The organism is Natronosalvus caseinilyticus (assembly GCF_017357105.1).
Classification (GTDB): domain Archaea; phylum Halobacteriota; class Halobacteria; order Halobacteriales; family Natrialbaceae; genus Natronosalvus; species Natronosalvus caseinilyticus.
The window spans coordinates 3,244,935-3,270,758 of record NZ_CP071596.1; the positions used below are offsets into that span (position 1 = coordinate 3,244,935).

At 64.6% G+C, this 25,824-nt stretch carries 26 protein-coding genes; 16 read left to right on the forward strand and 10 right to left on the reverse strand.

Features of this window, described 5'->3' with window-relative positions; translation table 11 throughout:
• Positions 1 to 98 precede the first annotated feature (98 nt).
• The 4 genes from J1N60_RS15655 (at position 99) to J1N60_RS15670 (ending at position 3,159) form a co-directional block, all read left to right on the forward strand.
• Positions 99 to 296: a methytransferase partner Trm112 gene (locus tag J1N60_RS15655; RefSeq protein WP_312908819.1), complete on the forward strand. Its 198-nt coding sequence runs from the start codon at positions 99 to 101 to the stop codon at positions 294 to 296.
• A gap of 9 nt (positions 297 to 305) precedes the next feature.
• A complete protein-coding gene (locus J1N60_RS15660; RefSeq protein ID WP_312908821.1) occupies positions 306 to 944 on the forward strand; it encodes a DUF7524 family protein in 639 nt (212 codons plus the stop codon).
• A 99-nt stretch (positions 945 to 1,043) separates the two neighbouring features.
• Entirely contained in the window at positions 1,044 to 1,919 is an 876-nt protein-coding gene (locus J1N60_RS15665) for a CbiX/SirB N-terminal domain-containing protein (RefSeq protein WP_312908823.1), read from the forward strand.
• Position 1,920: 1 nt separating this feature from the next.
• Complete coding sequence (locus J1N60_RS15670; RefSeq protein ID WP_312908825.1) at positions 1,921 to 3,159, forward strand: DR2241 family protein; 1,239 nt, start codon at positions 1,921 to 1,923, stop codon at positions 3,157 to 3,159.
• Here J1N60_RS15670 and J1N60_RS15675 read toward each other — a convergent pair.
• Positions 3,156 to 3,323, reverse strand: a complete 168-nt coding sequence (locus J1N60_RS15675; RefSeq protein ID WP_312908827.1) for a hypothetical protein — start codon at positions 3,321 to 3,323, stop codon at positions 3,156 to 3,158. The two genes, J1N60_RS15670 and J1N60_RS15675, sit on opposite strands and share 4 nt — an antisense overlap.
• Here J1N60_RS15675 and J1N60_RS15680 point away from each other — a divergent pair.
• Positions 3,322 to 3,678 (forward strand): hypothetical protein, encoded by a 357-nt coding sequence (locus J1N60_RS15680; protein ID WP_312908829.1) that lies wholly within the window; start codon positions 3,322 to 3,324, stop codon positions 3,676 to 3,678. The two genes, J1N60_RS15675 and J1N60_RS15680, sit on opposite strands and share 2 nt — an antisense overlap.
• Before the next feature lie 111 nt (positions 3,679 to 3,789).
• On the opposite strand, the gene J1N60_RS15685 is transcribed toward J1N60_RS15680, so the two are convergent.
• Positions 3,790 to 4,863: a tubulin/FtsZ family protein gene (locus J1N60_RS15685; RefSeq protein WP_312908831.1), complete on the reverse strand. Its 1,074-nt coding sequence runs from the start codon at positions 4,861 to 4,863 to the stop codon at positions 3,790 to 3,792.
• 88 nt (positions 4,864 to 4,951) lie between these two features.
• Here J1N60_RS15685 and J1N60_RS15690 point away from each other — a divergent pair, with 88 nt between their 5' ends.
• From J1N60_RS15690 to J1N60_RS15700, 3 genes are read left to right on the forward strand one after another with little or no spacing between them, the layout of a single operon-like run.
• Positions 4,952 to 5,512: a DUF7285 family protein gene (locus tag J1N60_RS15690; protein ID WP_312908833.1), complete on the forward strand. Its 561-nt coding sequence runs from the start codon at positions 4,952 to 4,954 to the stop codon at positions 5,510 to 5,512.
• On the forward strand, positions 5,509 to 6,678 hold the full coding sequence (locus J1N60_RS15695; protein ID WP_312908834.1) for a DUF7284 family protein: 1,170 nt from the start codon (positions 5,509 to 5,511) through the stop codon (positions 6,676 to 6,678). The genes J1N60_RS15690 and J1N60_RS15695 overlap by 4 nt, the downstream gene beginning before the upstream one ends.
• A complete protein-coding gene (locus tag J1N60_RS15700; RefSeq protein WP_312908835.1) occupies positions 6,666 to 9,956 on the forward strand; it encodes a DUF7286 family protein in 3,291 nt (1,096 codons plus the stop codon). The genes J1N60_RS15695 and J1N60_RS15700 overlap by 13 nt, the downstream gene beginning before the upstream one ends.
• A 21-nt stretch (positions 9,957 to 9,977) precedes the next feature.
• Here J1N60_RS15700 and J1N60_RS15705 read toward each other — a convergent pair whose 3' ends face one another.
• Positions 9,978 to 10,991, reverse strand: coding sequence for a PQQ-like beta-propeller repeat protein (locus J1N60_RS15705; RefSeq protein ID WP_312908836.1), 1,014 nt, complete (start codon positions 10,989 to 10,991; stop codon positions 9,978 to 9,980).
• 286 nt (positions 10,992 to 11,277) lie between these two features.
• Here J1N60_RS15705 and J1N60_RS15710 point away from each other — a divergent pair, with 286 nt between their 5' ends.
• The 4 genes from J1N60_RS15710 (at position 11,278) to J1N60_RS15725 (ending at position 15,187) form a co-directional block, all read left to right on the forward strand.
• Positions 11,278 to 11,742 carry a DUF5791 family protein gene (locus tag J1N60_RS15710; RefSeq protein ID WP_312908837.1) on the forward strand — a complete coding sequence of 155 codons (465 nt, stop codon included), beginning with the start codon at positions 11,278 to 11,280 and terminating at the stop codon, positions 11,740 to 11,742.
• Between the two features lie 72 nt (positions 11,743 to 11,814).
• Complete coding sequence (locus J1N60_RS15715; protein ID WP_312912606.1) at positions 11,815 to 12,720, forward strand: SDR family oxidoreductase; 906 nt, start codon at positions 11,815 to 11,817, stop codon at positions 12,718 to 12,720.
• 137 nt (positions 12,721 to 12,857) lie between these two features.
• A complete protein-coding gene (locus J1N60_RS15720) occupies positions 12,858 to 14,003 on the forward strand; it encodes a DHH family phosphoesterase (RefSeq protein WP_312912607.1) in 1,146 nt (381 codons plus the stop codon).
• An 89-nt stretch (positions 14,004 to 14,092) separates the two neighbouring features.
• Positions 14,093 to 15,187: an aldo/keto reductase gene (locus J1N60_RS15725; RefSeq protein ID WP_312908839.1), complete on the forward strand. Its 1,095-nt coding sequence runs from the start codon at positions 14,093 to 14,095 to the stop codon at positions 15,185 to 15,187.
• A gap of 15 nt (positions 15,188 to 15,202) precedes the next feature.
• Here J1N60_RS15725 and J1N60_RS15730 read toward each other — a convergent pair whose 3' ends face one another.
• Positions 15,203 to 15,373 carry an HVO_0758 family zinc finger protein gene (locus J1N60_RS15730; protein WP_254157149.1) on the reverse strand — a complete coding sequence of 57 codons (171 nt, stop codon included), beginning with the start codon at positions 15,371 to 15,373 and terminating at the stop codon, positions 15,203 to 15,205.
• A 230-nt stretch (positions 15,374 to 15,603) separates the two neighbouring features.
• Here J1N60_RS15730 and J1N60_RS15735 point away from each other — a divergent pair, with 230 nt between their 5' ends.
• From J1N60_RS15735 to J1N60_RS15745, 3 genes are read left to right on the forward strand one after another with little or no spacing between them, the layout of a single operon-like run.
• Complete coding sequence (locus J1N60_RS15735; protein WP_312908841.1) at positions 15,604 to 16,743, forward strand: glycosyltransferase family protein; 1,140 nt, start codon at positions 15,604 to 15,606, stop codon at positions 16,741 to 16,743.
• A gap of 26 nt (positions 16,744 to 16,769) precedes the next feature.
• Positions 16,770 to 17,411 (forward strand): DUF7109 family protein, encoded by a 642-nt coding sequence (locus J1N60_RS15740; RefSeq protein ID WP_312908843.1) that lies wholly within the window; start codon positions 16,770 to 16,772, stop codon positions 17,409 to 17,411.
• 18 nt (positions 17,412 to 17,429) lie between these two features.
• Positions 17,430 to 18,023 carry an NUDIX hydrolase gene (locus J1N60_RS15745; protein ID WP_312908845.1) on the forward strand — a complete coding sequence of 198 codons (594 nt, stop codon included), beginning with the start codon at positions 17,430 to 17,432 and terminating at the stop codon, positions 18,021 to 18,023.
• Positions 18,024 to 18,081: 58 nt separating this feature from the next.
• On the opposite strand, the gene J1N60_RS15750 is transcribed toward J1N60_RS15745, so the two are convergent.
• The 6 genes from J1N60_RS15750 to J1N60_RS15775 form a co-directional block, all read right to left on the reverse strand.
• A complete protein-coding gene (locus tag J1N60_RS15750; protein WP_312908847.1) occupies positions 18,082 to 18,516 on the reverse strand; it encodes a universal stress protein in 435 nt (144 codons plus the stop codon).
• A 202-nt stretch (positions 18,517 to 18,718) separates the two neighbouring features.
• Positions 18,719 to 19,309, reverse strand: a complete 591-nt coding sequence (locus tag J1N60_RS15755) for a 50S ribosomal protein L15e (RefSeq protein WP_312908849.1) — start codon at positions 19,307 to 19,309, stop codon at positions 18,719 to 18,721.
• Positions 19,310 to 19,532: 223 nt separating this feature from the next.
• Positions 19,533 to 21,176, reverse strand: a complete 1,644-nt coding sequence (locus J1N60_RS15760) for a DUF7519 family protein (protein ID WP_312908850.1) — start codon at positions 21,174 to 21,176, stop codon at positions 19,533 to 19,535.
• Positions 21,173 to 22,813, reverse strand: coding sequence for a DUF58 domain-containing protein (locus J1N60_RS15765; protein ID WP_312908852.1), 1,641 nt, complete (start codon positions 22,811 to 22,813; stop codon positions 21,173 to 21,175). Before J1N60_RS15765 ends, J1N60_RS15760 begins: the two co-directional genes overlap by 4 nt.
• On the reverse strand, positions 22,810 to 23,472 hold the full coding sequence (locus tag J1N60_RS15770) for a DUF7269 family protein (protein WP_312908854.1): 663 nt from the start codon (positions 23,470 to 23,472) through the stop codon (positions 22,810 to 22,812). The genes J1N60_RS15765 and J1N60_RS15770 overlap by 4 nt, the downstream gene beginning before the upstream one ends.
• On the reverse strand, positions 23,469 to 24,605 hold the full coding sequence (locus J1N60_RS15775; RefSeq protein ID WP_312908855.1) for a DUF4129 domain-containing protein: 1,137 nt from the start codon (positions 24,603 to 24,605) through the stop codon (positions 23,469 to 23,471). Before J1N60_RS15775 ends, J1N60_RS15770 begins: the two co-directional genes overlap by 4 nt.
• A gap of 127 nt (positions 24,606 to 24,732) precedes the next feature.
• Here J1N60_RS15775 and J1N60_RS15780 point away from each other — a divergent pair, with 127 nt between their 5' ends.
• Positions 24,733 to 25,818 carry a M48 family metalloprotease gene (locus J1N60_RS15780; protein ID WP_312908857.1) on the forward strand — a complete coding sequence of 362 codons (1,086 nt, stop codon included), beginning with the start codon at positions 24,733 to 24,735 and terminating at the stop codon, positions 25,816 to 25,818.
• Positions 25,819 to 25,824 lie beyond the last annotated feature (6 nt).

Consider the following 25,824-nt stretch of genomic DNA (forward strand, 5'->3'; position numbering starts at 1 on the left):
CTTCTCACCCACTCATATAAATGTTCACGACCGTCAGTCAATCGTCGACACGCGGCCGTTCCCGAAACCTTTTGCTGGATGCGGTCCCCTGTCGAACCATGAACGAGTCGTTGCTGGAGATCCTTTGCTGCCCGCTCGACAAAGACGACCTCGAACTCGAGGACCCCGAGTACGACGAGGACGACGAGATCATCTCGGGTTCGCTCGTCTGCACTAGCTGTGGTGAATCGTACCCGATCGAAGACGGCATTCCGAACCTGCTCCCTCCGGACATGCGCGAACAATCGCCGGCATAAGGTGATCTCGTGTCTCGACACGCGGCCACCGTCACCGTCGATCGAACCGGGTCCGACAGCCTCACCGCCAGCGCCAGCTCGCTCGAGGCGAGCCACCCGTTCGAGATCCGACTCGAGAGCGAGGGTGGGCCGGCACACGTTCACTGCCGGCTGACCGGCGAGCTAGCGGGTGCCGCGTCGATCGAGGCGTTGAACGGGGGCAATGGAAACGCTCGAGACGGAAACCACTACGTCGACCCCGACCGACCGACCCCCATCATGATCGACTTCGATCCGGTGGCGCTCGAGGCGCCACTCGAGGGATCGATCGTCCTCTCGACGGGATACGGCGCGACTGAAACGACGCTCTCAGTGACGCTGCTCCCGACGACCCGTCCAGTCGACGTTGACCAGACGCTCGGCGAACCCGCCAGAGAGGAACCGGAACCAACGGCGCTCGAGCGCGCCGTCGAACAGCTTCGAGCCGTCAGCGGGCTCGATCCTGGTACCCTCGGCGTGCTCGCTCTGGCCGTCCTCGCGATCGCGATTGCCTGGTCGACGGCGGCCGTCATCGGCGGGACCGTCGCGTACGTCAGCGTGTTGATCGTCTCGGTCGGAGTTGTCGTCGCGGTCGCCCTGCTGGTCGGACGGCTCGAGCCGCCGGGGTAGAGGGTAGAGGGTAGAGGGTAGAGGGTAGGAAATAGGGACGCCGACAGCGAACGCACCGACAGCGAAGTCGATAAACCGCTGCCATCCTAACGACCGAGTATGCAAGCGCTGGTCATCGCGGCACACGGATCGCACCTGAATCCGGACTCCGCACAGCCGACGTACGACCACGCGGATACGATCCGGAAGACGGGCGCCTTCGACGAGGTTCGGGAGGGATTCTGGAAGGAAGAGCCCCACTTCCGGGAGGTGATACGGACCGTAGAATCCGACGAGGTGTTCGTCGTCCCCCTGTTCATCAGCGAGGGGTACTTCACCGAACAGGTGATCCCGCGAGAGCTCCGCCTCGAGGGCTGGGACCCCGACCTGTGGGACTCCGACGGCACCGACGCCACCGAAGTCACGCTCGAGGTCGGCGACGCCGAGAAGACCGTCCACTACTGCGGCCCAGTCGGCACGCACGACGCGATGACCGACGTAATCGTCAAGCGTGCCGAGACGGTGACCGACGACCCCGACGTCGGCCCTGGTTTCGGCCTCGCGGTCGTCGGTCACGGGACCGAGCGAAACGAGAACTCCGCGAAGGCCATCGAGTACCACACCGAGCGCATCCGCGAGATGGATCGCTTCGACGAAGTGCGAGCCCTCTACATGGACGAGGAACCGGAAGTCGACGACGTCACCGATTACTTCGAGAGCGAAGACGTCGTCGTCGTCCCGCTGTTCGTCGCCGATGGTTTCCACACACAGGAGGACATTCCCGAAGACATGGGGCTCACCGACGACTACCGGACGGGCTGGGACGTACCTGGCATCGTCGACGGCCAGCGCATCTGGTACGCCGGAGCGGTCGGAACGGAACCGCTGATGGCCGACGTGATCCTCGAACGCGCGGTCGACGCCGGCGCCGACGTCGGCGACGCGCTCGAGCAAGTCGAGTCCTGGACGAGCGAGACGCCGGCGGCGGGTGACTGACGTGGTCGAAGACGCTCCCGACGTAGAGACGACGGGGTGGCGAGTAGCCGACGAAGTGCTCGAGGCGCTCCTCGAGACGATCCGCGAGTCTGACGAGGACGGCCAGCCGACGATCGACTTCGACGGATTCGTCGCGGAGCGACTCGCGGACGGGTCAGCCTACCGGCTCGAAACCCCGACCGCGACCGTCGAAATCGAGGCGTCGACCGTCGCTGACGCGGGCGCGAGCCCAGCGTCGAGAGACGATCCCAGCCGGGCGCTCGAGCCGATCGCCCCCTACGTCACGAACTGGTACGTCTGGGAGCGAACGGTCGGCGGCCGCGAAACCGCTCGACGCGCGTTCTTGCGGTGGTGTGAGGGGGCGCCGCTGGACGATCCGGACGTCGAGACAGGAGAGACGAAAACGGACGCGAGCGACGTCCTCGAGCGATACGACGCCCTCGAGTCGGGCGTCGTCCGTCACTGGGGCGAACTCGAGATCACGGCTCGTCTCGCGAGAGAAAGCAGCGGCCACTCCGGCTGCGGCGAGCGCGTCTACGAGATCCGCCACGTCCAGGACGCCGACGCCACCGACGAGACGCTCGAGGATCACAACGATCCTCGCGACGCTCGCGAAATCGTCACCTACGACGAGGACGGGCGGTACCGGCCGCTGAAGACCGCGCCGACACTCGTGACTGGGTGGCACTTCGCCGGCCTGTCGGGTGACGACCTCGTCGAAACCGTCCGCACGATCTACCCGGCCACCATCGCTAACTGGCACCGCGAGCAACGCGGCGACCTCGACGTCGACCACTGGCTCGAGACGGCCGAGCGCCAGACCGGCATCTACGACGTGATCGACGAACTCCCGCGGGAGGCCCTCGAGTGGCTGACCGAAGCCTGCTGCGTCGACTCCCAGTGTCTCAAACGGCGGGAGTGGGAGTACGCGGCCGACGAACCGATCGACACCGACCACGGCGACGGCGTCTTCCCCTGCCGGGAACCTTGCTCCCTCGTCGTGGCCGCGGCCCGGAAGTGGGCCATCCTCGAGAGCGAGGAGGAGAAGACGTGGGAACTCGAGTTGACGACCACCGAGATGAATCAGCTGGCCGAAATCGTCAACGCCGTCGCCGATGGGCGAGTGGACGAGATCCGCGAGGCGGACGTCTACGACGGTGCGAACCGCTACCGGGCGCGATACCTCCGCGCGAAGCGAATGGACGACGGCTCGTTCGGCGAGGAAGCGACCGATCGCTAAGGAGCCGAAGACCCCCTCGAGTCCCGAGCGCCGACCTCCTCGAGATGGTGATCGTCGGCCTCCTCGAGTCTCGAGTACCGCTCCTTCTCCGTACGCTCGAGGTACGGGTCTCTTGCATACGCCGCACACAGCGTTTTGCCCGCTCGAGTGGTGATTGATGGCATGCTCGTCCAGCTCGAGCAGTACAAACACGAGGAAGTCCAGTTCGACGACAACCGAACGACCGGCGAATCCCAGACTGCGGACTCGATCGAACGGGAGTCAGAGGAGTACTTCGGCGAAGATATCGAGGAGTTCGACGTCGAAACCTGGGAAACCGTCGAGTACGAGGGCGATCCCATTCAACGTCGCGACGTCACGATCGACGGCGTCACCGCTGTCTCCGTCCCCCAGCGATCGAACGAGGACGACGACTCGGCGCTCCCCGGAAAGACCATCCAGGTCAGACTCGAGGGCGGCATCGAGACGTTCGAGCAGGCGGAGATCGTCGAGGTGCAGGACGAAAATCCGAACGAATGAGCGATGAGTAGTGAATGGTGAGCGGAGTCCACGTCGAGTGATCGATGGTCGATAATCGAGGGGTCTCGACGACCGAGGGAATCCCGATGCCCGCTTGAAAGCCGACAGCCTTCAGAACAGATTCTCGAGTTCGTCGTTCGCGAAGGCGTCGGCCGGGTCGCCGGCCGCTTTCTCGTCTTCGACGCGCTGGGCCGCACGCGCACGGTCGAGGAACTCCTGAATCCGATCGGAGCGTTCGACGCCGCCCAGCAGGACCAGCGCGGCGATCCGATCGCTATCGAGGGGGAAGTCCCCACCCCGAACCTGCATGCTCTCGGTCTCGTCCTCGAGCCAGCGCCGCGCCTTCTCGACGCCTTTGCGCGGAATCGTCTCCGGTTTCCCCGCGATGACCAGTAACGCTGCGTCGCCGACTCGCGCCTCCGGCAAACTCGTTCCAGTGAGCAACGCCTGCCGGGAGACGCTCATCACGCTTCGAATGTTCTGCGTGCTATCGTCGCTCGACGGCGCGCTTGCGTACCCCAGCGCGGCGATTCCACCCTGGCGAAGCGTGTTGATGACCTCGCTCGAGTCGACGACGCCCTCGACGGCCTCGCCCGACGCGAAGAGCAGGCCGAATCGCTGCGCGATGTTTTGATTGATCGACTCGAATCCGCTCTCGACGCTCTCGCCCTGGCTGTGCCAGGCGTCGTTGTCGACGAGAATCGTCGCGTCGGCCTCGCGAACGAGCGTCTTCAGCGATCGACCCGCGTTCGCCTGGTACAGCGACCCTTCGTTCCGCCCGGGGAGGATGCCGAGCGCGTACACCGGGATGTCGTAGACCTGCTGGAGGTGGTGGACGAGAACCGGTGCGCCACCGCTTCCGGTGCCGCCGCCGAGACCGGCCACAACGAAGATGGCCTCGGATCTGGAGGTGACGTGGCCATCGAGGTCGCCCAGCACCTCCTGGACGTCCGACTGCATGATCTCAGCGCCGAGTTCGTTGTCGCCGCCGACGCCGTGTCCGTTCACCCGGTCGGCGCCGATCAGGTGCGTCTCGACGTGCTCGAGCGACTGGAGGTCCGGAGTCGCGGAGTTGATGGCGAACGCTCCCTGGACGGCGTCGAACTCCATTTCAGCGTCGAATTTCGTGAGGCGCTCGACCACCTTCCCACCGGCCTGGCCGATCCCAATCAGGGCTACTTTCATATTCAGGAATCCGAGGGGATGAAGTTCAACGTTCCGGATCATTTTCACCGTCTGACGTTTATATGCGATGGGGCGGCCAGAGGAGGCCATGTTCCAGTTTCCCACCGCTCGCCGGGTGGTTCGACGGTACTGCGAGGGCCCGCCTCACTCGAGTACGGCTCCACTAACGGACCGTTCGAACCGGCGCGGGCAAACCGAACCGCTCGCCGCACTCGTGGCCGTCGCCACGGTCTGTCTCGCACTCGGCGTGTACGCCGGCGCACTCTCAGGGATGGGACAGACGAGCAGCGATCGCTCCGTTGCAGAACCCACGCTCGAGGCCGTGCACGCGACCATCGCCGCCGACGGCGTCTACGATCCGAACCGGCCGGGCGATTCGCTCGGTAAGATTCCGACGGATCGGCTGCCTAGCGACCGGACCGTGACGGTGACGGTCACGACGCTCGAGGAAGGTCACCCTGAAACGCGACGCTGGGCGAGGTACGTCGACGGTCGGTACGAGCGTGGCTCTGCAACGGGTGATCGCCCGCCCTCATCCACCCCGACGCCTGGAGGGAGCGCTGACGACACCGCGACCCGCCCGATCGCCATCCTCGAGCCCTCGGGGAAGGTGTCGAGCGCAACGCTCTACGTGGAGGTCCGGTCGTGACGTCAACGCCCGGCCCCGGGTCGTCAGTGCCTGACCTCCTGTCGTCAGTATCTGGTCTCGCGTCCGTGGCCGAAACCGAGTCGGCCACGAATGATACCGATCCATCCACGACCGATGATATTGAGTCGGCCGCGGCCAATACCGGCACCCCGAGGCGCTGCATCGGCGACGGCCGAGCCGTCAGTACGGTCCTCGACGTCGCACTCTGTCTCGTGCTGATGAGCGCCGCCGTCGGCGTCCTCGGCATCTATCTCGCAGGTGACGAGGATACCGGCCACACTCCCGAAACGGCGACTCACGCGGTCGAACTGCTCGGCTCGACGACAGTCAGCGTCGAATACACGCTCGAACCAGTCCTCGAGCGCGCCCCCGAGGACGCCTACGCCGATCCGGACGACTACACCAGGAGCGAACTCACGCGCGTGACACACGGTCCGGCCGCTGGCGTTCTCGCGGACGCCGCACTCGCGAACGTGTCGCTCGAGGACGAACTACTCACGCAGGACGGTCGCCTCTTCGCGACGGCGATCGAGGGGCCGATCGCCAGCGAGTTCGCGGTCGTCGACGGTGACGTCGCCGTGGCGGCCCACTGGACGCCCTACGAGGGGGCGCCACTCGAGGGACGAGCGCACATCGGTCCAACCCCGTCACCGACCGCCGACGTGAGTAGCGTCTCGATGACCGTGCCCAGCGGCTTCGCGCTCGACCGCATCGATGCCGCCGATTTCGCCGGAGACGAGGGTGGCGACGGGGACGTAGATGAGAGTGGCGGCGGGAGCAGGAACGAGGGCGAGTACGAGGACGAGAACCCGGACGAAGAGGCGTACCATCCCATCGCAACCAGCGTTTCCACAGCGATCGTCGAGGGGTACTTCCCGCCGGAACAGACGTCGCTCGTACTCGAGCGCGGCGGCCTCGACCGGGACCGAACCGTCTATCGGTACGAACGGTTCGCGACTGCCCTGGACGGGATCGATCCTGCCGATCTCGAGACTTCACTCGAACAGTCGAACAGCGACGCACAGGCGGCGAACGCACAGATCGTCGACGCCCTCGCCGGGTCGATGGCTGCCGATATGGAATCGCGGTTCGATACCCCTGAAGAAGCCGCGGACGCCATCGCGGTCGAGGACGTCACCATCGTCGTACGAGTGTGGGAGACGTGACCCGAACGCCCACCATCTCGCTCGCGGACGACGACCGTGGGCGAGTCCCGTTCGCGCTCATCGGTGTACTGTTGCTCGTCAGCAGTATCACTCTCGTGGGTGCACTCGAGTCGCGACCGGCCCCCGAATCCGACGTCGATCCCGCCGTCGCGATGGATCGAACGACCGCCGCGACGCAAACGGCCATCCGACACGCGGTCCTGGACGCGACCGATCAGGTCGCCAGCGAGCCGATTATCGAACCCGCGAACACTCCTTACGGGGACCTCGTCAACGCCAGTAGCGACCGCGAAATCCTCGAAAACTACCTCGCCCTTCGGATTTACCTGAACGTACAGAGGAACCTCGCGGGCGCCGGGCAGCACGTCCGCGGAACGACCACGACCGTCTCCGTCCCGCCCGCGACCGACCTCGAGTCGCTCGAACGTGGGATGGATCGGATGACGGTCTCGGCGGACGACGTCGGCCGCCTCGAGGTGACGATCGACGGCGTCCGAACGGCCGTCGAACGCGACGGCGAGACGGTCGCGAGCCGCGTCGAACCCGTGACGGTCTCCGTGCCGACGCCGCTATTCGAACTGCAGCGCCGGACGGCCGCCTACGAGACCGCTCTCAACACCGGTGCGCTCGAAGGATCGGGCTTTGGCCGGCAATTCAGTGGCCGACTGTACCCGCTCGCGTGGGCCCGCGGCTACGCCCAGTACGCCGGTATGCCGGTCTCGGAGGTGATCGCCAATCGCCACGTCGAGGTGACGGCCAACAGCGCCGCCTATGCGACCCAGCGCGGCGTCTTCGGTACCCAGGACGCCGATGGCGGCGACGCCATGCGCCAGGCCTGGCTCTGTCTCGCGGCCAAAGACGGCGACGACCTCTACGGCGGCTACAACGACGGCGAGTCACCGAGTATCGACAGCCAGGACGTGTGTGACTCCCTCCAGTACGTCTACGGCGATCAGGTCGGCGGCAATCCGCCCGAGGCACCGTCACTGCAGGACCTCTCCGGTCACGCACCCGGGATGGACGAAGAACAGACGATCGCCGTTAGCGAGAGCGCGTACATGCCGCTTCGATACATGTTCGACGAGGACAACGAGCACTCGATTCCGGCGGCGTTCGACCGGGTCTATACCGTCGACGCCGCCTCGATTGTCGCCATCGACGAAACACACACGCGCGCAGAACCCGCCCCACCCGACGAAGGCGCACACTGGGAGCGTCTGGATCGCTCGCCGAGAACGTACCGTAACACGACGGTCACCGACGTCATCGTTCGCAATCCTGGTCGGGCGAGTTCGTACTACACCTACGACGCCACCGTCGTCAACGGCTTCGAACGCACCGCGACCTGGAACGACACCCGCACGAACGAGACCGAACGGATCGAGACGAACGCGACCGGGACGAGTACGTTCGACGTGCGCGTTCGTCTGTACGAAGCCGATCACAGCCCGGACTCGAAGGTCAAAGCCCGGGCCGAGTACGGCGTTCACCGAAAGTACGGCGGGACCGGCGTCTACTCGAGTGACTTCAGCGACGTCCCCGACAGAGCTGCGAACGCGTTCGTCGGCGCACGCACCGAAACCGGTTTCGAGCGGCTGCTTGCGGACGCCGCCGTCGAGGCTCACTCCGGGGCCGACCTCGAGCGTTCCCTCGAAATTCCGTCGCGAAAACGACTCGACGCCGGCTACGAGTATGGCGTCCTCGAGGCCGACGTGATCGATGATCTCACCGCGATCCAGGCGGACCTCGAAGGCCTCGAGGTGACCTTCGAACGTGCGGACATGATCAAAGAACCTGGCGAGGACGGGCCCGTCGAGGATTTGATCGCGAAGGTCGAGGCTGAACGGGATACCTACCTCGAGCGGAACAGACCGTACGCCGATCCAGCGGAAAAGGCGACGTACGAGGCTCGGCTCGCGTACTTCGAACTCCTGCTCTCTGACCTGGAGGCTGTGGCCGAAACGCACGACGACGTGATGGGCGAACTGGACGACGAACTCGAGGAGGCGAACTCCGGATTAGCGGATGCGACGGCGTACATGCAGGAGGCGATGAGTACGTCAGAACCGGAACCGGAGCCGATCGAGGAGGTTCCGTTGCTCGAGGGGGTGAGCTATCGGGTGTCGGGGTCGCCGTCGTATCTGGTGACGGAGAACGTGACGGCCGAGCGAGTGCCGGCGGTGGGAAACGATTCGGAATTTGCGCCGATGGCGACGCGAAATTCGAACTACTTCTCGATTCCGTACGATTCGGTGATGACGGGTATTCTGTCGAAGATTCCGAGGTTGGATCTCGGAGAGGAAGAGCAGCGGGTGCCGATGCGGACGGCGGGGGAGACGTTGCGGGCGGCGAAGTTGGCAGAGGCGGTAGGGGCTGGTTTGAACGAAGAGGTGGATGATATTGAAGGAATTATAGGCAGTTCATTCACTGGGTTATCTGGCGATATTGCTTTTGATGTGAGTATCGAATTATTCGATGAAGATAAAACCAATATTGTAAGAGTTAACTCAAAAGTTGAAGAGTCGATTAAAGAGACACTGAATGATTGGGGGCCAATTGATGAAACAGCGATAGCTTTAGGAGATGGTGCTGTTACTGAACCGATCACTGAAGTGATTGTCGAAGAGTTAAGCGACGAGTATCCAGACGAGTTTGAGGGGCGACAAGAAGCGTGGGAAGCAAAGGTTGCAGCCATTGCTCGGCCGATTGTTACAGAGAGTATTGCAGACCAAACTGTTTCCTTCGATAATAGGTTAGATGACCTTGATGAAGAGATCCGGAAAAAAGTTGAGGGAAAAACAGATGAGGTAATTAAAGAACGTCTCGAGAACGCGGAAATCGTCAACGAAGAGGGTGATATCGTAATTAGTGATGAAGAGGACTGGTTACAAGGAGACTCCCCGAAACGTGTTCCTGCTGGCATTCCAATTACCCCAGTCCCGGGATACTGGGTTGCGACGGCGAACGTGTGGGACGTGGATGTGGAAGCAAAGTACGCTCGATTTGAAGTTGCAGCCAATACTGGAACACCGCTGGTTACTGAAGGAACGACCTATGTTCGAGAGGACAAGAACGTTTCAGTAAATATTGGTGGCAACCAGAAGCGACTAGGTTCAAATAAGGCAATATCGTTTCGAGGGGGCACAGTCGTCGTAATTGTTGTTCCACCTGGTGGACAAGGAGTTGGTGATCGTACAGGAGTTAGAACTGAATGTACAGAAACATGGCCCGATGTTGGGTATCTCGAAAACAGCGAGACAGTAGCCTGTGGCTCCTAGGAAATCTCTTCGAAAGTCCACTTACTCGAGCGCATAGATCGTTCCTTCCCCAGTCCCGATGAAAAGCATCCCATCGGTTAACGCAGGCTCAGATACTATATTCCCACTCGTCTCATAATACCACAGCTCTTCGCCCGTTGTGTTGTCAAAAGCATAAACACCATCAGGTGAACCGGTATATAAAGTCTCATCAGTAAGAGAGACACCTCCTCCGAATCCTCCAGATGCCGTTTCCCATTGGAGACTGCCATCTAGAGCATCTGCACACGCAATACCGTTCCTTGTTGTAGCGAAGACAGAACCATCATGATATGAAGTAGATGATATGACCATTTCACTAACTTCACAAGTCCATATGATTTCCCCGTTATAGAGATCAAACGCATAGATTGCTTCACTGCCTTGGGACCCTACATAGAGATAATCCTCATTAGCAGCAAATCCCATCATTGTATTATCCATCTCAGTTTCCCAAAGTCGTTCTTGAGTTTCAAGATCAATGGCATATATGTAATGGGGAACACCGACCGCATAGAGTATACCATTTGATACCGTTGTCGTTCTTGTTCCCCGGCCGCGTATTTCATGGGTCCATTCAATATCACCTGTTTGGCAGTCAAGTGCAACAATTTGCCCATCATCAGTGTTTGTATAGAGAGTCCCGTCAAAAACTGTTGGACTGCCTAAGGCAGCAAGTCTATCCCTGAAACTGTCCCATATTTTATCACCAGTTTGTTTATTCCATGCGACAACGTCTCCTCCTCCATCATTAACATACAACTTATCATCCAATACCGTTGCAGTCTCTCCAAAATTTGAAGCGCCCCGGTCCACCGACCACTCAATCTCCCCTTCGAGCAAATCAATCGCGTAAAATGTCGAATCCCAACTTCCAATATACGCCGTCCCATCGGCAATTGCTGCTCCACCCGTAATCCGGCCACCGGTCTGGAGTCGCCATCGCTCCGAAACGGAGTCCGTTGGGCCGGTCGCGGTTGGGTGATATCCCGTATTCTGGATGTCGACGCCGGCCATCGGCCACTCGTCGCTCGAGACCGTCGGTTCCTCACCGGGTCCACCCGAAATGAGTCCACCATTGCTCGATCCAGTGGATTGAGAGTCGTTCGAGTCGGTTTTCGGCGAATCGGAACTGCCGAAATCGGCACACCCGGCGAGGCTCGTGACGCTTGCACCAACGCACGTTGCGAGCCATCGTCGTCTCGTCTGGGAAGGCATTGACCGACAGAGGTAGTAAAACTATAAGAATGTAATGACTTGATTTTACAATCTTAATATAGGAATATCGAATCGAAACACGTCGATGAAAACCGACTTGGTGCTGACCGACCTTTCCTCAGGTATGTTCTACGACCAGCGCCTTTCCGTCCCCGAATCCGCCACCGCGCTTCGAGCCGAATACGACGACGACCTTCGGTCGGCACTCGAGCACGCTGGCCTCGAGCACGCCGAGACCGAAACCGACGTCGACCGATCGAAACTGAAGGCGCTCCGCGACAGGGAGGCACCGGACCTGACTCTCGAGGAGGCCGCCCAGATTCAGTCGCTCGAGGATGGCGAGCCCGACCCGGAGACGATCGTCGAACTCGCGGGTGAACACCTGCTGTTGGGAATGACGACGGCCGTCGTCGACGTGGATACGCTTGCGGCCGACCTCGACGGCGGCCTCGGCGCCACGGAGATTCAACAGAAGATCGAACGCCGCGCACCGATGACGTTCGAGGAGTACGTCGCGATTCAGTACGCAATCGTCGACCGCGGTATGTGAGGAGCGCAGTCGTCGAGGTCATGATGTCGTCGAAGTCGTTATGCACTCGGCTTCCCGAGTACGGGCATGGGTATGCGCGTCGCTATTCTCGGCTGTGGATACGTGGGTCTGGAACTGGGCCGCCAGCTTGAGGAACGAGGCCACGAGGTGATCGGCGTCCGTCGATCCGCCGACGGACTCGCGGCTATCGAGGACGCCGGTTTCGAGGCCGTCCAGGCCGACGTGACCGACGCGCCGTCGCTGGAGGACGTCCCCGACGTCAATGCAATCGTCTTCGCCGCGAGCAGCGGCGGTCGAGGAGCTGACGCCGCTCGAGACGTGTACGTCGAGGGACTCGAGACCGCGATCCGAGCATTCGGCGAACGAGACCATCAGCCGAACCGTCTCGTCTACACGTCCTCGACGGGCGTTCACGGCGACCACGACGGCGAGTGGGTCGACGAGGAGACGTCGATCGAGCCGACGACCGAGAAGACCGAGGTGCTGGCAGCGGCCGAGCGAATTGCCCTCGAGCGGCCGCCCGAGTACGGGGACGGCTTCGAGGGGACGGTCGCTCGCTTTGCCGGCCTCTACGGGCCGGACCGGTACCGTCTGGAGCGCTATCTCGAGGGACCGGTCACCGAGGGGTACCTGAACATGGTTCATCGAGACGATGCCGCTGGCGCGGTCCGATACCTCCTCGAGCACGACCTCGCTCGCGGCGACGTCGTACAGGTAGTCGACGACGAACCGGCGTCGAAGTGGGCGTTCGCTGACTGGCTGGCCGCTCGATGTGGCCTGGAGGCACCCGAGAAGCGAACGAAAGCAGAGCGGCTCGAGACCGGGGATCTCTCGGCGGCGGCCCGACGACGAATCCTCACAGCAAAGCGGTGTTCGAACGCAAGATTGCGCGAACTGGGATACGAGTTCGAGTACCCGACCTATCGAGAGGGATACGAGTCAGCGATCACGGCATATCTGGAGAATTCGCCATCGTAGGCGGTTATTACAGGCGGTTTGTGGACGTTACAATCGAGGGGAACCTTCATGGGCGTTCAATTTGAGTGTGGGGTATGGGAACCCGGGGCGGCACACGAATCGATCCCGTGGCCGATGGTGCTAGTGGTGGCGTCGGGATGGTCAGCGAGTCCGTCGAGTCGTTACGGGTGATCGACCCGCTCGTCCTCTCGCTGGGAGTCGTCGGACTCGTGGCCCTCGCACTCGGTGGCTGGTGGGTTCTTCGCTGGTTCAACCGATCGCCAGGGAATCGACTCCGACGGCTCCTCACGAAGTACGACGACGTGGCGGTGATGATGCATCCGAACCCCGATCCGGACGCGATGGCATCGGCGATGGGCGTTGCGGCGATCGCAGAGAGCGTCGATACCGACGCGACGATCTACTATCCGGGCGAGATCCGCCACCAGGAGAATCGAGCGTTTCGAACCGTACTCGAACTCGAACTCGAGACCGTCGAGTCGGCCTCGGACATCGACTCCGAGACGGTGGTGCTGGTCGATCACAACACGCCGAGGGGGTTCACCGGCGCCCAGATGGTCGAACCGCTCGTCGTCGTCGACCACCACCCTGGAAACGGCGCGGGAACCACGTTTACCGACGTGCGAACGGACTACGGCGCCGCGTCGGCGATCCTGGTCGAGTACCTCGAGGAGATTGGCGTCGACCTGGTCGATAGCGAGGACTCCAGTGGTGGCGACGTGGACTTGACCGAGGAACTGGCGACGGGGCTGCTCTACGGCATCCTCTCGGATACGAACCACCTCACGAAGGGGTGCTCGGCGGCCGATTTCCAGGCCGCTTCGTTCCTCTTTCCGGCCATCGACGAGGAGAAGCTCGACCGGATCGCGAACCCGCAGGTGAGCGACGACGTGCTCCAGATCAAGGCCGACGCGATCCAGAAGAAGCGCATCGAGGGATCGTTCGCCATCTGTGACGTCGGCGAGATCGGTAACGTCGACGCGATTCCCCAGGCCGCAGACGAGTTGATGCACCTGGAGGGCGTCACGGCGGTCGTGGTCTACGGCGAACACGACGGCACGATTCACCTCTCCGGTCGCTCTCGAGACGACCGCGTTCACATGGGTGAGGCCCTGCGCCACGCCGTCAGCGACATCCCGATGGCGAACGCGGGCGGTCACGCGCGCATGGGCGGCGGCCAGGTGTCGGTCGATCACATGAACGGCATCGGCCCCTCCGACGGCGTGAGCAAACCGGAGTTCGAAAAACGCGTCTTCTCGGCGATGTCGGGCGAGCGTTCCTGACGCCGTCGCTACTGCTTGCCCACCGCTCCGCACGACTCGAGAGGCCGGGGAGAGTCGCGCTTTTACCGTCGACAGTCCAAGACACGAGCATGGCTACCGGACCGGCGACGTGGGAATACCGCGACGATCACTACGAGGAGTTCGGGCGAACGTACTTCAGGCGCTACGGCGACGGGCTACTCTCGAGTATCGGCCTCGGGACTTACCTCGGCGAACCGACGGACGACGTCGACGAGGGCTACGAGGCAGCCATCCTGCGAGCGCTCGAGTGCGGGTCCAATGTGATCGACACCGCGATCAACTACCGGTGCCAGCGAAGCGAACGCGTCGTTGGACGGTCCCTCGAGCGGACGGATGTCGACCGCGACGCGATTTTCGTCGCGACGAAGGGCGGCTTCGTCCCCTTCGACGGCGAGCGCCCGGACGACCCAGGAGAGTACGTCAGGGAAACCTACGTGGAGCCCGGACTCGTCGACCGAGAGGATCTCGTCGCGGGGAGCCACTGCATCGCCCCCGACTACATCGAGGACCAGCTGGATCGGTCCCTCGAGAACCTCGACACGCACGTCGACCTCTACTACGTGCACAACCCGGAGACCCAGTTGCGAGAACGGTCCCGAGAAACCGTCTACGACCAGCTCGAGGCGACGTTCGTCCGGCTCGAGGAGCGGGCCGCCGCGGGAGACCTCTCACACTACGGCGTGGCGACCTGGGAGGCGTTCCGGATCCCGGAGGATCACCCGTCGTACCTCTCTATTGGTGAGATCGTCGAGCGCGCCCGCGCCGCCTCACGCGAAGCGGGCACGGGTGGTACCCACTTTCGGGCGATTCAACTGCCGTTCAACGTCGCGATGGCCGACGCGTTCACGGTCGCGAGTCAGCCGGGTCCAGAGGGGCCCCAGAGCGTCCTCCAGTTTGCCACCGAAGCCGGGCTCAACGTGTTCACGAGTGCGAGCATCGCCCAGGGCGAACTCACGAACGACCTTCCAGAAGACGTGGCGACGGTTCTCGAGGGCGATTCGCCGGTCCAGCGGGCGATCAACTTCGCGCGGTCGGCGCCGGGGGTAACGACGTCGCTGGTCGGCACGAGTCGGCCCGAACACGTCGAGGAGAATGTCGACGCCGGGCGGTTCGATCCACTCGGGGCGTCGACGTTCGACGACCTCTTCGTCGGGCCCGGATAGCGATTCCGACGAGCCCTAACGGATCTCCTTCCACTCCCGTTCGCAGTTCGGACACCGCCGAATCGTGGTGATCGTGTCCGGGTCGTTCTCCGTCTTCAGCGGTTTCCCGCATTCGGCGCAGGTCACTCGCTCGTAGGTGTCTTTCTCGAGTTCCCCTTCGCGGAGCGCCTTCCGGATAGATTTCATGTTGACCACCTACGAAGGTGGAGAAGAAAAAGACCGGTGTCTCGGAACTATTTCGATTCGAAGGTCACTGACCCTGCGTGGGCACGGGCCAAAGCGCGTTACGACCGGGATCCGGGCCGCGTGCGGGCCGGTCATCCCGTTCGTAGAGTTGAGATAGTCGAAATACCGGCCTCGAGGCGGGCTTCGCCGAATTCGTCGCCGTTTTTACCCTCCAGCCGAACGATTCATCGATGGAGTACACCCAGGAGCGCGTCGCCACGCTCCACCGACTGACGGAAGCCCCCGTCGGATTCGACGGCCTCGAACCCGTTCTCGAGCGGACCGTCGTCGTCGTGCCGATGACCGACCGGGAACAGGAGCGGCCTGCAGCGACGGGCGTCCTGTCGGCGCTCGAGTCGATTCGACCGGTCCCCGAGCGCGTGATCGTTCCGGTGCGGGCCGACCCCGACCGGATCGAGTCGTTTCGCGAGTGGGTCGAGTCGTTCGACCTGCCGGTTCAGGTGCTGTGGTGTAACGCACCCGCTGTCGGGGATCTGCTGTCGAAGAGGGGACTCGACGGCAACTTGGGGAAGGGACGCGACGTGTGGCTCGCGCTCGGCCCGGCAACAACCCAGGGGGAGTACGTCGTCGTCCACGACGCCGACGCGACGAGCTTTCGACCGGACCACGTCGCTCGGTTGCTCGAGCCGCTGGCGATGGGCTACGACTTCTCGAAGGGATACTACGCGCGCGTCGAAAACGGCAAACTCTACGGGCGGCTCTGTCGCCTCCTCTACGAGCCCCTCGTCGAGGCGCTGCGCACCGACCACGACGACCCCGTCGTCGAATACCTCGCCGCGTTTCGATACGCGCTGGCGGGCGAGTTCGCGATGACGGCCGACCTCGCCAGTCGACTCCAGCCGCCCCGGGCGTGGGGGCTCGAGGTGGCGACCCTCGGCGACGCGTTCGAACACGCTGGCTTCGAGGGATCCGCGCAGGTCGACCTCGGTATCCACCGACACGATCACCGAACCGTCGACGGCGAATCCGGCCTCGAGGGGATGAGTCGGGACGTCGCCGCTTCCATTCTTCGCGTGCTCCAGGCCAACGACGTCGACGTCGACTACGAGACCCTGGCAACGCGTTACCGCGCGGTCGCCGACCGGCTGATCGACCAGTACGGGGCCGACGCGGCGTTCAACGACCTCTCGTACGATCGAGACGGGGAGCGTGAGCAGGTAACGCGCTACGCGAGGTCGCTCACCCCACCCGGAGGGGAACGACGGCTCCCACCCTGGACGGCGGCGCCCGTCGATCCGAATGCGCTCGTCCAGGCGGCGACGCCGTGGACGCCTTCGGCTCCCTCGCTCGAGTCGACCACGCAAGACTAATCACCGCTTCGTCCGTTGCAGGAGCTATGGGGACCGGACTCGACCAGCGGACGAGCGACGAACTCGCCGGGATCGTCGACCTCTTCGGCGGGCTCACCCGGACGGAACTCGAGCGCGCCCTCTCGGAGGTCGCGTTCCGCGCGGACGGGCAGTCGGTCGACGAGGACGCCGCGGCGGGAGCGATCGAGGCGTCGCTGGACGCGTTCGCGCTGGTTCGCTATGAACCCCGTGGCGCTGGTCGTGCCACCGATGGAGGTTCCGAGGACGGTAACGGCGACGGCAACGACAACTACGACAACTACGACAACTACAACAACTACAACAGCAACGGCGACGGCAACGCCAACGGCGACGGGGACGCGCTCTTCGTCCCCGGTCCGACCGCGTTCCCTCGCACCCCCGAGCACGCAGAGGACCTCCCGCACATCCTCGACGTGTCGCCGCGCGACCCCGACCAGGACGCGGTCGGAGAGGCTGCTCGAGACCGATTTCTGGCGGACGTCGAGGCGGTGCTCGAGGGTGAGGGTGAGAGCATGGACGGTACCGAGAACGTGAACGAGACGGCCATCGAGGACCTGATCGACCTGAGCTACGACCTCGAGGCGTGGGCGCCGCTCGACCTAACGGCCGAACGAACCAGACTCGTCGAGGCGCTCGAGGACGCCTGACCGAGGATTCGTATTCGTATGACGACTCGACGGCTCACACTCGAGGCGGTCGCCGACTTCCAGCCCACTGAGATCGACGACCAGCCGTACGACGCCGCCGTACTCACCCCCGTGATCGACCGCGACGGCGAGGACCACCTGCTCTTTACGCGCCGGGCCGATCACCTCGGAGAACACCCCGGCCAGATGAGTTTTCCCGGCGGCGGCAGGGAGCCCCAGGACGACTCGATCCTCGAGACAGCCCTCCGGGAGGCCGACGAGGAGATCGGTCTCGAGCCGTCGGCGGTCGACGTGGTCGGCCAGCTAGACGACATTCGAACGGTCACGGAGTACGCCGTCACGCCGTTCGTCGGGCGAATTCCGGACCGGTTGTACGACCCGGACGAACGCGAGGTCGCCGAAATCGTCGTCCTGCCGCTCTCGGCGTTTCTCGACCCCGACAACTACGAGTACGACAGACGCGACCACCCCTACTACGGCGACATCGTTATCCACTACTTTCACGTCGACGGCTACACCGTCTGGGGGGCGACGGGGCGCATTCTCGTCCAGTTGCTCGAACTGTCGACGCCCTTCGAAGCGCCCGAGCGGGTCGAGCGCTCGCAGTACTGACGACCCGCCGTGGATAGTAAGTACGGTAAGTACGTGCCAGAAGACTGTATCGGCCGACTCACCGAACGATCGTCACGGGAACCGGCGAGCGACGAGCGACCGTCTCCGCGACGCTTCCCAGGAGAATTCGACTCGCACCCCGTCGACCGTGACTCCCGATCACGACCTGCTCGACCGGGTTCTCCTCGGCGTAGTCGATGATCGAGCGCGCGACGCGCCCAACGACGAGTTCGGTCTCGCAGTCGACGCCGCGGTCGGCCGCCTTCTCGGCGACGTTCTCGAGCAGTGTCTCACCACGTTCCTTGCTCTGTCGGTGGATCTCCTCGTAGTTGATCATCGCACCTCCCTCGAGACCCGGCGCCCCGTAGAGGTCGGCCGGGTCGATGACGTGGAGGCCGACGATGGTCGCGTCCGGGTGCTCCTCGAATGCGAACTCGAGGGCATCTGCCGCGCGGTCGGAGCCGTCGACTGGAACCAGGATTCGGTCTCGCATGGGTGACCGTACACGCTCCAGTATGTTAATATCGGCTACCGTTCCTGGCTGGCTGGAACGTTCGCTCGCGTGGCTCGAGCGATGTGAGCTACTCGAACTACTCGACCGCGAACGAAAATGGTGCCGCCGCTCGAGAAGAGCAGAACGCGTTTACAGAAAGTGAGTCTCGAGCGGCTGAGTGGACGAGCGGCCGAGTGTGCGATTACTCGGAACTGCGCTTGCCGCTGTTCAGCGAGGGACGGACCTGTTCGGTCCCCTTGCCGCGGTTGTAGAGGCCACGGTTGGACTTGCCGGCATTGGTCAGCCCGCGGAAGGCGCGGTTCTTGTGCGTGTCGGCACAGATCCAGTTGAGGTCGTCGTCGTTTTCGATGGCGGGGTGGTTCGGGTCGACGAGGATCACTTCGAACCACTTCTGCCCGCCGTCTTCACCGACCCAGTAGCTGGCGAGGACGCGAAGGTTGGGGTACTTGCGAGAGACGCGCTCTTCACCGATACGCTGGATGTTCTTCCGGCGACCGATGCGGTTGACGCCCTGACGCTTCGTCCGGCGTCCGGCCTTGTGTCGCTGCTTGCGCGCGTTCCCCTTGCGGACGGCGACGCGCGTCACGACGATTCCCTGCTTCGCTTTGTAGCCGAGTTCGCGTGCCTTGTCCAGTCGCGTCGGGCGCTCGATACGCTCGATAGCGCCTTCTTTGCGCCACTCCTGCTTGCGTTGCCACTGCAGTTCGCCGAGCTTGCCGTCGCCCGGGTTCTTCCATGCCTCCTTGATGTGGGAGTAGAAGCTTCGTGCCATTGGTAGTCTGCGGGCGTTTCCCGGTTCAGAAGCGGTCTCGCGTTCGAGACGCGAGTAGCTTCCACATTCCAACCTGTGGCGCGAGCCGAACAGGTGCCCGCCGTCGCCCGCGGGCCGACGAGTCGATTGGTGCTATCAGCGTGGCGGGTATAAGCGCTTCGAACCGTTCGTTCGCGAGTGTACGTCGACTGAACGGGATCACTCGTGGCACCGAACGCGTTCGTCAATAGCCGCCCGGCGGTGGCTGTTTGAAGTCGCTGCCTGAGAGCCGACCGACGATCCATAGCGCCGCAATCGGCAGGCCGATCAACAGAGCGACCGCCAGTAGCGCGTCAACCGCGTCGACCAGGGCCGCGGCGACCAGCACGAACACGGTGACGACGAGCACGGCGGCAACCTGGATCCGGAGCCTGTCTCGAGCGACCCCACGGAGGGTCGACGCCGAGGCCCAGTCGGCGTCCACGCCGATCGAACCGGCGAGCGCGAGCACGGCGAGGAGCGCCAGCGTCACTGGAGCGAGGGCGTGCCAGCGCTGACTTGGGGGATCGACGGCGCCGATGCCGTACATCGCGAGAGCGGCGAGGCCGACGCCGAGGCCGCCGACGACGACCGTCGCCGTCGCGTGAACGAGTTCCGTCTGCCGGCTGTCGGTCCACGGGCCGAGGTGCGTTCGTATTCCCTGGGTTCGCTCGGAGAGGTCCCAGACCGTGATCGCCGCGGCGACGGCGAGGAATACCCCGATCGGACTCGTACCCACGCGCGATCCGACGAACGCGACGCCCAGTATCGAGCCACAGCCGAGTCGCCGAAGCCAGCGCCGCGGTTCGTCGACTCCCGAGGCGAGCGACGCGACCACCAACTCGACAACGACGACGGCCAGCAGCGAACCGAACACCGCCCAGATCGCCAGCAGCGGATCGATCGACGGGACGGCCGATGCGACGAGGAACGCCACGGGTGGGACGACCACGCCGCCGGTCGCGAACGCAGCCGTTCGAAGCGGGTACGGTCCGAACCAGGCGCGAAGCGGCGGCGTGGCCAACCACCCGAGACAGATCACCACCGCGCCGAGGGCTACGCCCAGGAGAACGACGTGGAGGCCGCCGCTCCACAGGACGGCCAGCACGAGCGTTCCGACTGGTCCCATCGCACGCAGCACCGAGTCGATCGCGTCACCCGTTCCCGGGGCCGCCAGAACGAAGCCGGCGACGACGAGGACGTAGTAGCCACCCGTCGGAAGGTCGGCGACGCGGCCCACCACCGACCGAAACGTCAGCGGTGACGTCCGGTCGAGACGGGCCAGTTCGAGGACGGTCCCTGCACACGAAGCCAGGAGCACCGCCACGGCGAGCAACGCGAGGACGGAGAGAACACTCGCGTGGGTACTGCTCGTCAGCGCCTCGAGTAGTACCGCCGTCGCGAAAAACAGCGTGCCGACGGCACCGGTCGCCAGCAGGTACGTCCCGGCCACGACGGGCAGGGACGTCACCGTCGAATCGCGAACCGACCAGGCGAACGACGCCCAGTCGGTCGTCGCGTCGACCCCAGCGGCGCCGACGGCGAGGATCGCCAGGGAAGCCCCGGCGACCAGAAGCGCCTCGACGACGCCCTCGAGGACGGCCACGTTGAACCCGACGATAACCGCGAACAGACCTCCCGTAACGAGCACGCTGCCGACGGCCCGTCGACCGAGCCGGTCCGACGCGGCGAGCGCGACGCCCCAAACCACTCCGAGGGCGCCGAAGCCAGCTACCGTCCCCGGGAGTTCGACGCCAGCCCCCCAGCAGACGCCGACCGTCGTCAGCACCGCCAGGAGCGTGGCGGCCGTTCCTAGATCCGCGGATTCGTTCGTGCGTTCCGCACTCACGAGGACCACCGCCGTTTTCCTCGGTCGATCGCGACGTGGAGCGACTCGTCGGGGTGCCACTCGACGACGCGAACGCCGTGGCTGCGAAGCGTCGACCGCCGACGGTCCGCCTCGAGGCGCTCGAGTGCCGCCGTGTCGTCGGATCGTTCGGTCACCGCCGGGCAGACGACCGTCACCTCGTGGCCGTACGCGCGGAATCGCCGGGCGGACGCGACGGGGTCGTCGTCGAGCAGCGGGGTCACGAAGACGAGCTGTTTCTCGTCGGCCAGGTGCCGGCAGAACCGGTCGACTGCGCGGTCGCCGTGGGCGAGCCACGAGGGGCGACCGAACGAGCCGCACCACTCCCCGTCGAGCAACCGGCGAACGCGTGCCAGCTGGTCGCGGCCAGTCCGCGGGAGCAGGTAATCGCCGCGACCGCCGTAGAGGGCGACGCCGACGCGGTTGTTCTCGGCTAGTAGGGTGGTCGCCAGCCACTCGGTCGCCCGGACCGAGAGCGCCCGGGCGTCGAGTTCGCCCGGTTCGCGAACGACCGCGTTGTCGTCTCGTGCGTCGACGACTACGACGACCGACGCGGCCCGCTCCTCGCGGAACTCGATGGTCGTCAACTCGCCGGTGCGGGCGAGTCGCTTCCAGTCGACGCGGCGCATCGGGTCGCTCGGCTGGAAGGGGCGAAGCGAGTAAAACTCGAGCCCCTCGCCCCCGACGTCGGTCTCGACCCGGCCGGTGTGCTGGATCGTCTGGCCTGCGAGCGGGAGCCGCTCGAGTGCGTCGTTCCACGACAGGCAGTCCGTGTTCGCTTCCTCCCCCTCGTCACCGCTATCGCTGTCGTCTTCGCCGTTGCCTGTACCGTCGCCATCGTCACCGCCGTCGATCCCGAACTCGTACCGCGTCACCTGCCGTTCGCTCCCGCTGACGTTCCGGGTTTCGACGACGACGTCACCGAAGACGTGCGTGCCCCGTCGGGGACGGACGACGTACTCGAGCGCGACCGATTCGCCCGGAGACAGACTACTGATCGCCCGGGTTTCCCCCTCGACCGCCAGGTCGACCGGCGGCTCGTCGGCCACCCGAACGTCCGGAACGGCGTCGCTCCCCCGGTTGGTCACCTCGACGGAGACCGAAACGGACTCGCCGGGGACGGGGGCTGACGGCTCGAGTCGGCGCTCGACGTCGAACGTCGAGGACGGCGGTGTCGTCGCGTAGCCGTAGGCAGCGTACGTGAGGGCGACGACGGACGAGAGGAAGATGGTTGCGTCGCGAGCCAGGACGCCGGTGCCGATGGCGAGCAGAGCGATCCCGAGAGCGACCGTCCAGCGGTCGCTCGAGTCAGTCTGCTGGTCGGCGACGGTCCCCGCCGTTCGAACGGACCGTTCGTCGTCTGTGAGGACGCCTGTACGCTCGGTCTCGTCTCCGCTTTCGCCAGCGCTCGAGTCTCCGTTCCAGCCATCACTCGAGGATCGTGATGACTCGCTCACCTCACCGGAGGTGGTACCAGAATCCGTCGAAGCCGCCGTCTGCGAGACCCCCGACCCCGTTTCCGAACGGACGTCGGCGCCGCTCTCCTGGTCGAGAACCGTCTCGGAGCCGCCCTCGCGATCCACGTCGCCGCCGAGATCGAGCGCGTTCGCGTCGCTCATGGGTCCGTCCTCCCTCGCGATCGGGAAGATGCGCCGGATCGACGGGTTCCGGAATCCGACCGCGTCGCGAGGTGGTTCTCGATTGGCACCTCCCGCAGCGCCGCCAACTCGGCCAGCGCCGCCTCGAGCTGTCGCTGTTCTCGGCGACCGGCGAGCCAGTCGAACAGTTGCATTTTCGCCGGCACCGACACCGATCCAGACAGGTAGGCGGCCGCCCGCGGGTCGTCGGTCCACGTCCCCGACTGCACCCGCTCGCGTGCCTCATCCACGCCGTGGTCGTCGGCCATCAGCGTCGTCATCACCGCGTCAGTTACGGCGACCCGGGTCCGGTTTCGGGCCCGCACTCGGAGCACACGCTGGTCCCGGGGCTCGTCGAGGGACCCTCGCTCGAGCGCACGTTCGAGGTCGGCGCCGATCCGCTCGACGTCCGACTCGACGCGCTCGTCCGCGCGCCCGATTCGTGCGTTCGGTCCGGTATCGGTCTCGGCCGCGACCGAATGCAGGACGCCCAGCCCCAGCAGGGCAGCGACGCCGCCGGCGACGAGGACGATCCCGTCCCGGGCGATGGCGCCCGCCGCCGAGGGGAGCGATCCAGTCGTCGACAGGAGCGTTGCCAGCAGGGCGCCCGCTCCGACGAGGAGTAGGAGCGTTCGCTTCACTCCCGATCACCGTCCTCGTGGGAAGCCGTCGCGACAATTCGGTCGTAGGCCGCTCGAGCCCGACGAATACGGTCGTCCGTCGGTGGGTAGTTTCCGTACCGTACCTGTCGGAACGTCTCGGTGAGCGTCGACACGGCGGATTCGGGGAAACCGGCGTCGACCGCCGCACTGGCGTATTCACCTGGCGTTTTCGATCGATCCCGTCGCGCGGAGATGAGTTCGGTCAGCGCGGCCCAGGCTTCCTCGACCGTCTGCGGACCGGGGTCGTCCCCTGTTTCGGGCTCGTCCTCGTCTTCATCGCGGTTGCCATTGCCTCGAGTGGCCGTTCCCGATCCAGACCGGCTGGAACGTCGACGGCGGGTGAAGCCACCGAAGAGCGACGCGACGCCGCCGGAGATCGAGAGCCCGCCGAGCGAACCCAGTGTCCTCGACAAACCGGCCGGAATCGAGACCAGCGCGGAGCCGAGCCCGCGCCCGAGACCCCGACCGACCAGCCCGATCCCGGATCCGATAGCTCGACCGGTTCCGACGACGCCGTCGACGATCGCTGGCGTCACCCGCGCGAGTCCGATCGTCGCCGTCATCGTCACCTGGGGAATTCGCTTGAGTCGAAACTGCAATCGGGGGAGGAAGCCGTCCGGAATCGTCACGTCGGCGTTCGCGACGCCGGGGGCTCGAGAGGGGTGCGTCGCCCGCCAGAGCAGGCCAATCGGGACGACGAGCAGACAGGCGAGGAGCAGACCGGCGGCCGGAAGGAAACCGACGCTGGCGCTGCTATCGTCGTCGCTTTCGTCGCTAGTCTCGTTGGTACCGCTCTCGTCGTCGACTGTTTCGTTTTCGTCGTCCGTCTCGTTCGTCTCCTCGGCGTCCGAGTCGTTCGCCCGGCCGACGGATTCTTCGTCGGGCGTCGACTCGTTCGCGTCGGGGTCGTCACTTCGCTCGCTGTCGCGGTCGTCGGTGCCGTTCTCGCCGTCGGTCTCGGGTCCGGACTCGAGGTCGAGGTAGTGGTCGTCGCTCACGGCGTCCTGGTCGGGGTAGTCGCCGTAGCCGGCCGCGGGGAGGAACGCGGCGGCGGCGAGGATCGCGAGGACACAACAGACGACGAGGGCGGCGTTGTGGCGGTCGTATCCCACACTATCGCTTCGTGCGTGGTCGACCCGTAAAAATATTACCACTGTGACCGGTAGTCGATCGGACAGTTTGACGGTCGCGACGTCTGCGTGACGAAACTATTTTCGAGCGACAGGTTCAACCTGGCGCATGGTCTCTCGCAAACTCCTCGGGCAAATGGCGACGACGCTCGGCGCCGTCGTCCTCGCCAACCTGGTGCTCGCCCTCGTCTTCGTCGCACTGCTCGAGCCCTGGCTCGTCCCCGTCTTCGACGGCATCGGGCTCTCTCGCGGCGTCGCGTACGCGCTTACGACCACCCTCTGTCTGGGGTGTCTCCTCGCCGTCCAGTTGCGGTACGCACGCCTCGAATTGCTGGCGGAAGCCGACGCCGCGGTACTGGGACCCGACGAACGGCCGGAACTGACCGACCGCGTGACGCGACTCGCCGCCCAGCTAGACGTTGCCGTGCCGACGGTTGCGGTGGCCGACACCGACGTGGCAAACAGCTTCGCCGTCGACGGCGTCCGCTCGGGGACCATCGTCGTCAGTGAAGGGCTCCTCGAGACGCTCGATGCCGCCGAACTCGACGCCGTCCTCGCCCACGAACTCGCACACCTGAAGAACCGCGATGCGGCGGTGATGACCCTCGCCTCGTTCCTCCCGGCACTGATCGCCGACGAACACGTCGTCTTCGGGGATCACCTGCCGCAGTGGACCCGGCCGTACGTCTACGGCGGCCTCCTGCTCGTCGCGGCACTCCTCGGGTCGTCGTTCATCGAGGCGCCCGTGTTCACCCCGAGTGGACTCCTACAACTCGCCGTGGCCCTGGCGGTCACCGTCGTCGTCGGCGGGATCGTCCTCGGCGTGGTCGCGACCGTCGTCGTCTTCCTCAGCCGGAGTCTCTCGCGCCAGCGGGAGTTCGTCGCGGACCGCGCCGGGGCCCTCGCCACCGGCGACCCGGCAACGCTCGCGGGCGTCCTCGAGCGACTCGACGGCGAGGCGACGGTCCCGACGAACGACGCCCGCGTCGAGGACGGGGCGACGAGCAGCGGCCACTACCGTGGCCTCGAGGGAATGTGCTTGCTTCCGCACGGCTTCGATCGGTCACGGGAGGGAGCGACGGACGGTGGCGACCCGCTCCAGGTGGACACCTACGCCCATCCCTCGACGACCGAGCGTATCGCGCGGCTCCGAAAACTGGCTGCTGAACTGGAACGGACGCCGTACGCGGGGTGAAATTCT

Bases quoted from the DNA above. Each gene is read 5' to 3' on its own strand.
- J1N60_RS15655 (WP_312908819.1), top strand. From the start codon at position 99: ATGAACGAGTCGTTGCTGGAGATCCTTTGCTGCCCGCTCGACAAAGAC.
- J1N60_RS15665 (WP_312908823.1), top strand. From the start codon at position 1,044: ATGCAAGCGCTGGTCATCGCGGCACACGGATCGCACCTGAATCCGGAC.
- J1N60_RS15680 (WP_312908829.1), top strand. From the start codon at position 3,322: ATGCTCGTCCAGCTCGAGCAGTACAAACACGAGGAAGTCCAGTTCGAC.
- J1N60_RS15675 (WP_312908827.1), bottom strand. From the start codon at position 3,323: ATGCCATCAATCACCACTCGAGCGGGCAAAACGCTGTGTGCGGCGTAT.
- J1N60_RS15685 (WP_312908831.1), bottom strand. From the start codon at position 4,863: ATGAAAGTAGCCCTGATTGGGATCGGCCAGGCCGGTGGGAAGGTGGTC.
- J1N60_RS15690 (WP_312908833.1), top strand. From the start codon at position 4,952: ATGTTCCAGTTTCCCACCGCTCGCCGGGTGGTTCGACGGTACTGCGAG.
- J1N60_RS15705 (WP_312908836.1), bottom strand. From the start codon at position 10,991: ATGGCCGGCGTCGACATCCAGAATACGGGATATCACCCAACCGCGACC.
- J1N60_RS15710 (WP_312908837.1), top strand. From the start codon at position 11,278: ATGAAAACCGACTTGGTGCTGACCGACCTTTCCTCAGGTATGTTCTAC.
- J1N60_RS15715 (WP_312912606.1), top strand. From the start codon at position 11,815: ATGCGCGTCGCTATTCTCGGCTGTGGATACGTGGGTCTGGAACTGGGC.
- J1N60_RS15720 (WP_312912607.1), top strand. From the start codon at position 12,858: ATGGTCAGCGAGTCCGTCGAGTCGTTACGGGTGATCGACCCGCTCGTC.
- J1N60_RS15725 (WP_312908839.1), top strand. From the start codon at position 14,093: ATGGCTACCGGACCGGCGACGTGGGAATACCGCGACGATCACTACGAG.
- J1N60_RS15730 (WP_254157149.1), bottom strand. From the start codon at position 15,373: ATGAAATCTATCCGGAAGGCGCTCCGCGAAGGGGAACTCGAGAAAGAC.
- J1N60_RS15735 (WP_312908841.1), top strand. From the start codon at position 15,604: ATGGAGTACACCCAGGAGCGCGTCGCCACGCTCCACCGACTGACGGAA.
- J1N60_RS15740 (WP_312908843.1), top strand. From the start codon at position 16,770: ATGGGGACCGGACTCGACCAGCGGACGAGCGACGAACTCGCCGGGATC.
- J1N60_RS15745 (WP_312908845.1), top strand. From the start codon at position 17,430: ATGACGACTCGACGGCTCACACTCGAGGCGGTCGCCGACTTCCAGCCC.
- J1N60_RS15750 (WP_312908847.1), bottom strand. From the start codon at position 18,516: ATGCGAGACCGAATCCTGGTTCCAGTCGACGGCTCCGACCGCGCGGCA.
- J1N60_RS15755 (WP_312908849.1), bottom strand. From the start codon at position 19,309: ATGGCACGAAGCTTCTACTCCCACATCAAGGAGGCATGGAAGAACCCG.
- J1N60_RS15765 (WP_312908852.1), bottom strand. From the start codon at position 22,813: ATGAGCGACGCGAACGCGCTCGATCTCGGCGGCGACGTGGATCGCGAG.
- J1N60_RS15780 (WP_312908857.1), top strand. From the start codon at position 24,733: ATGGTCTCTCGCAAACTCCTCGGGCAAATGGCGACGACGCTCGGCGCC.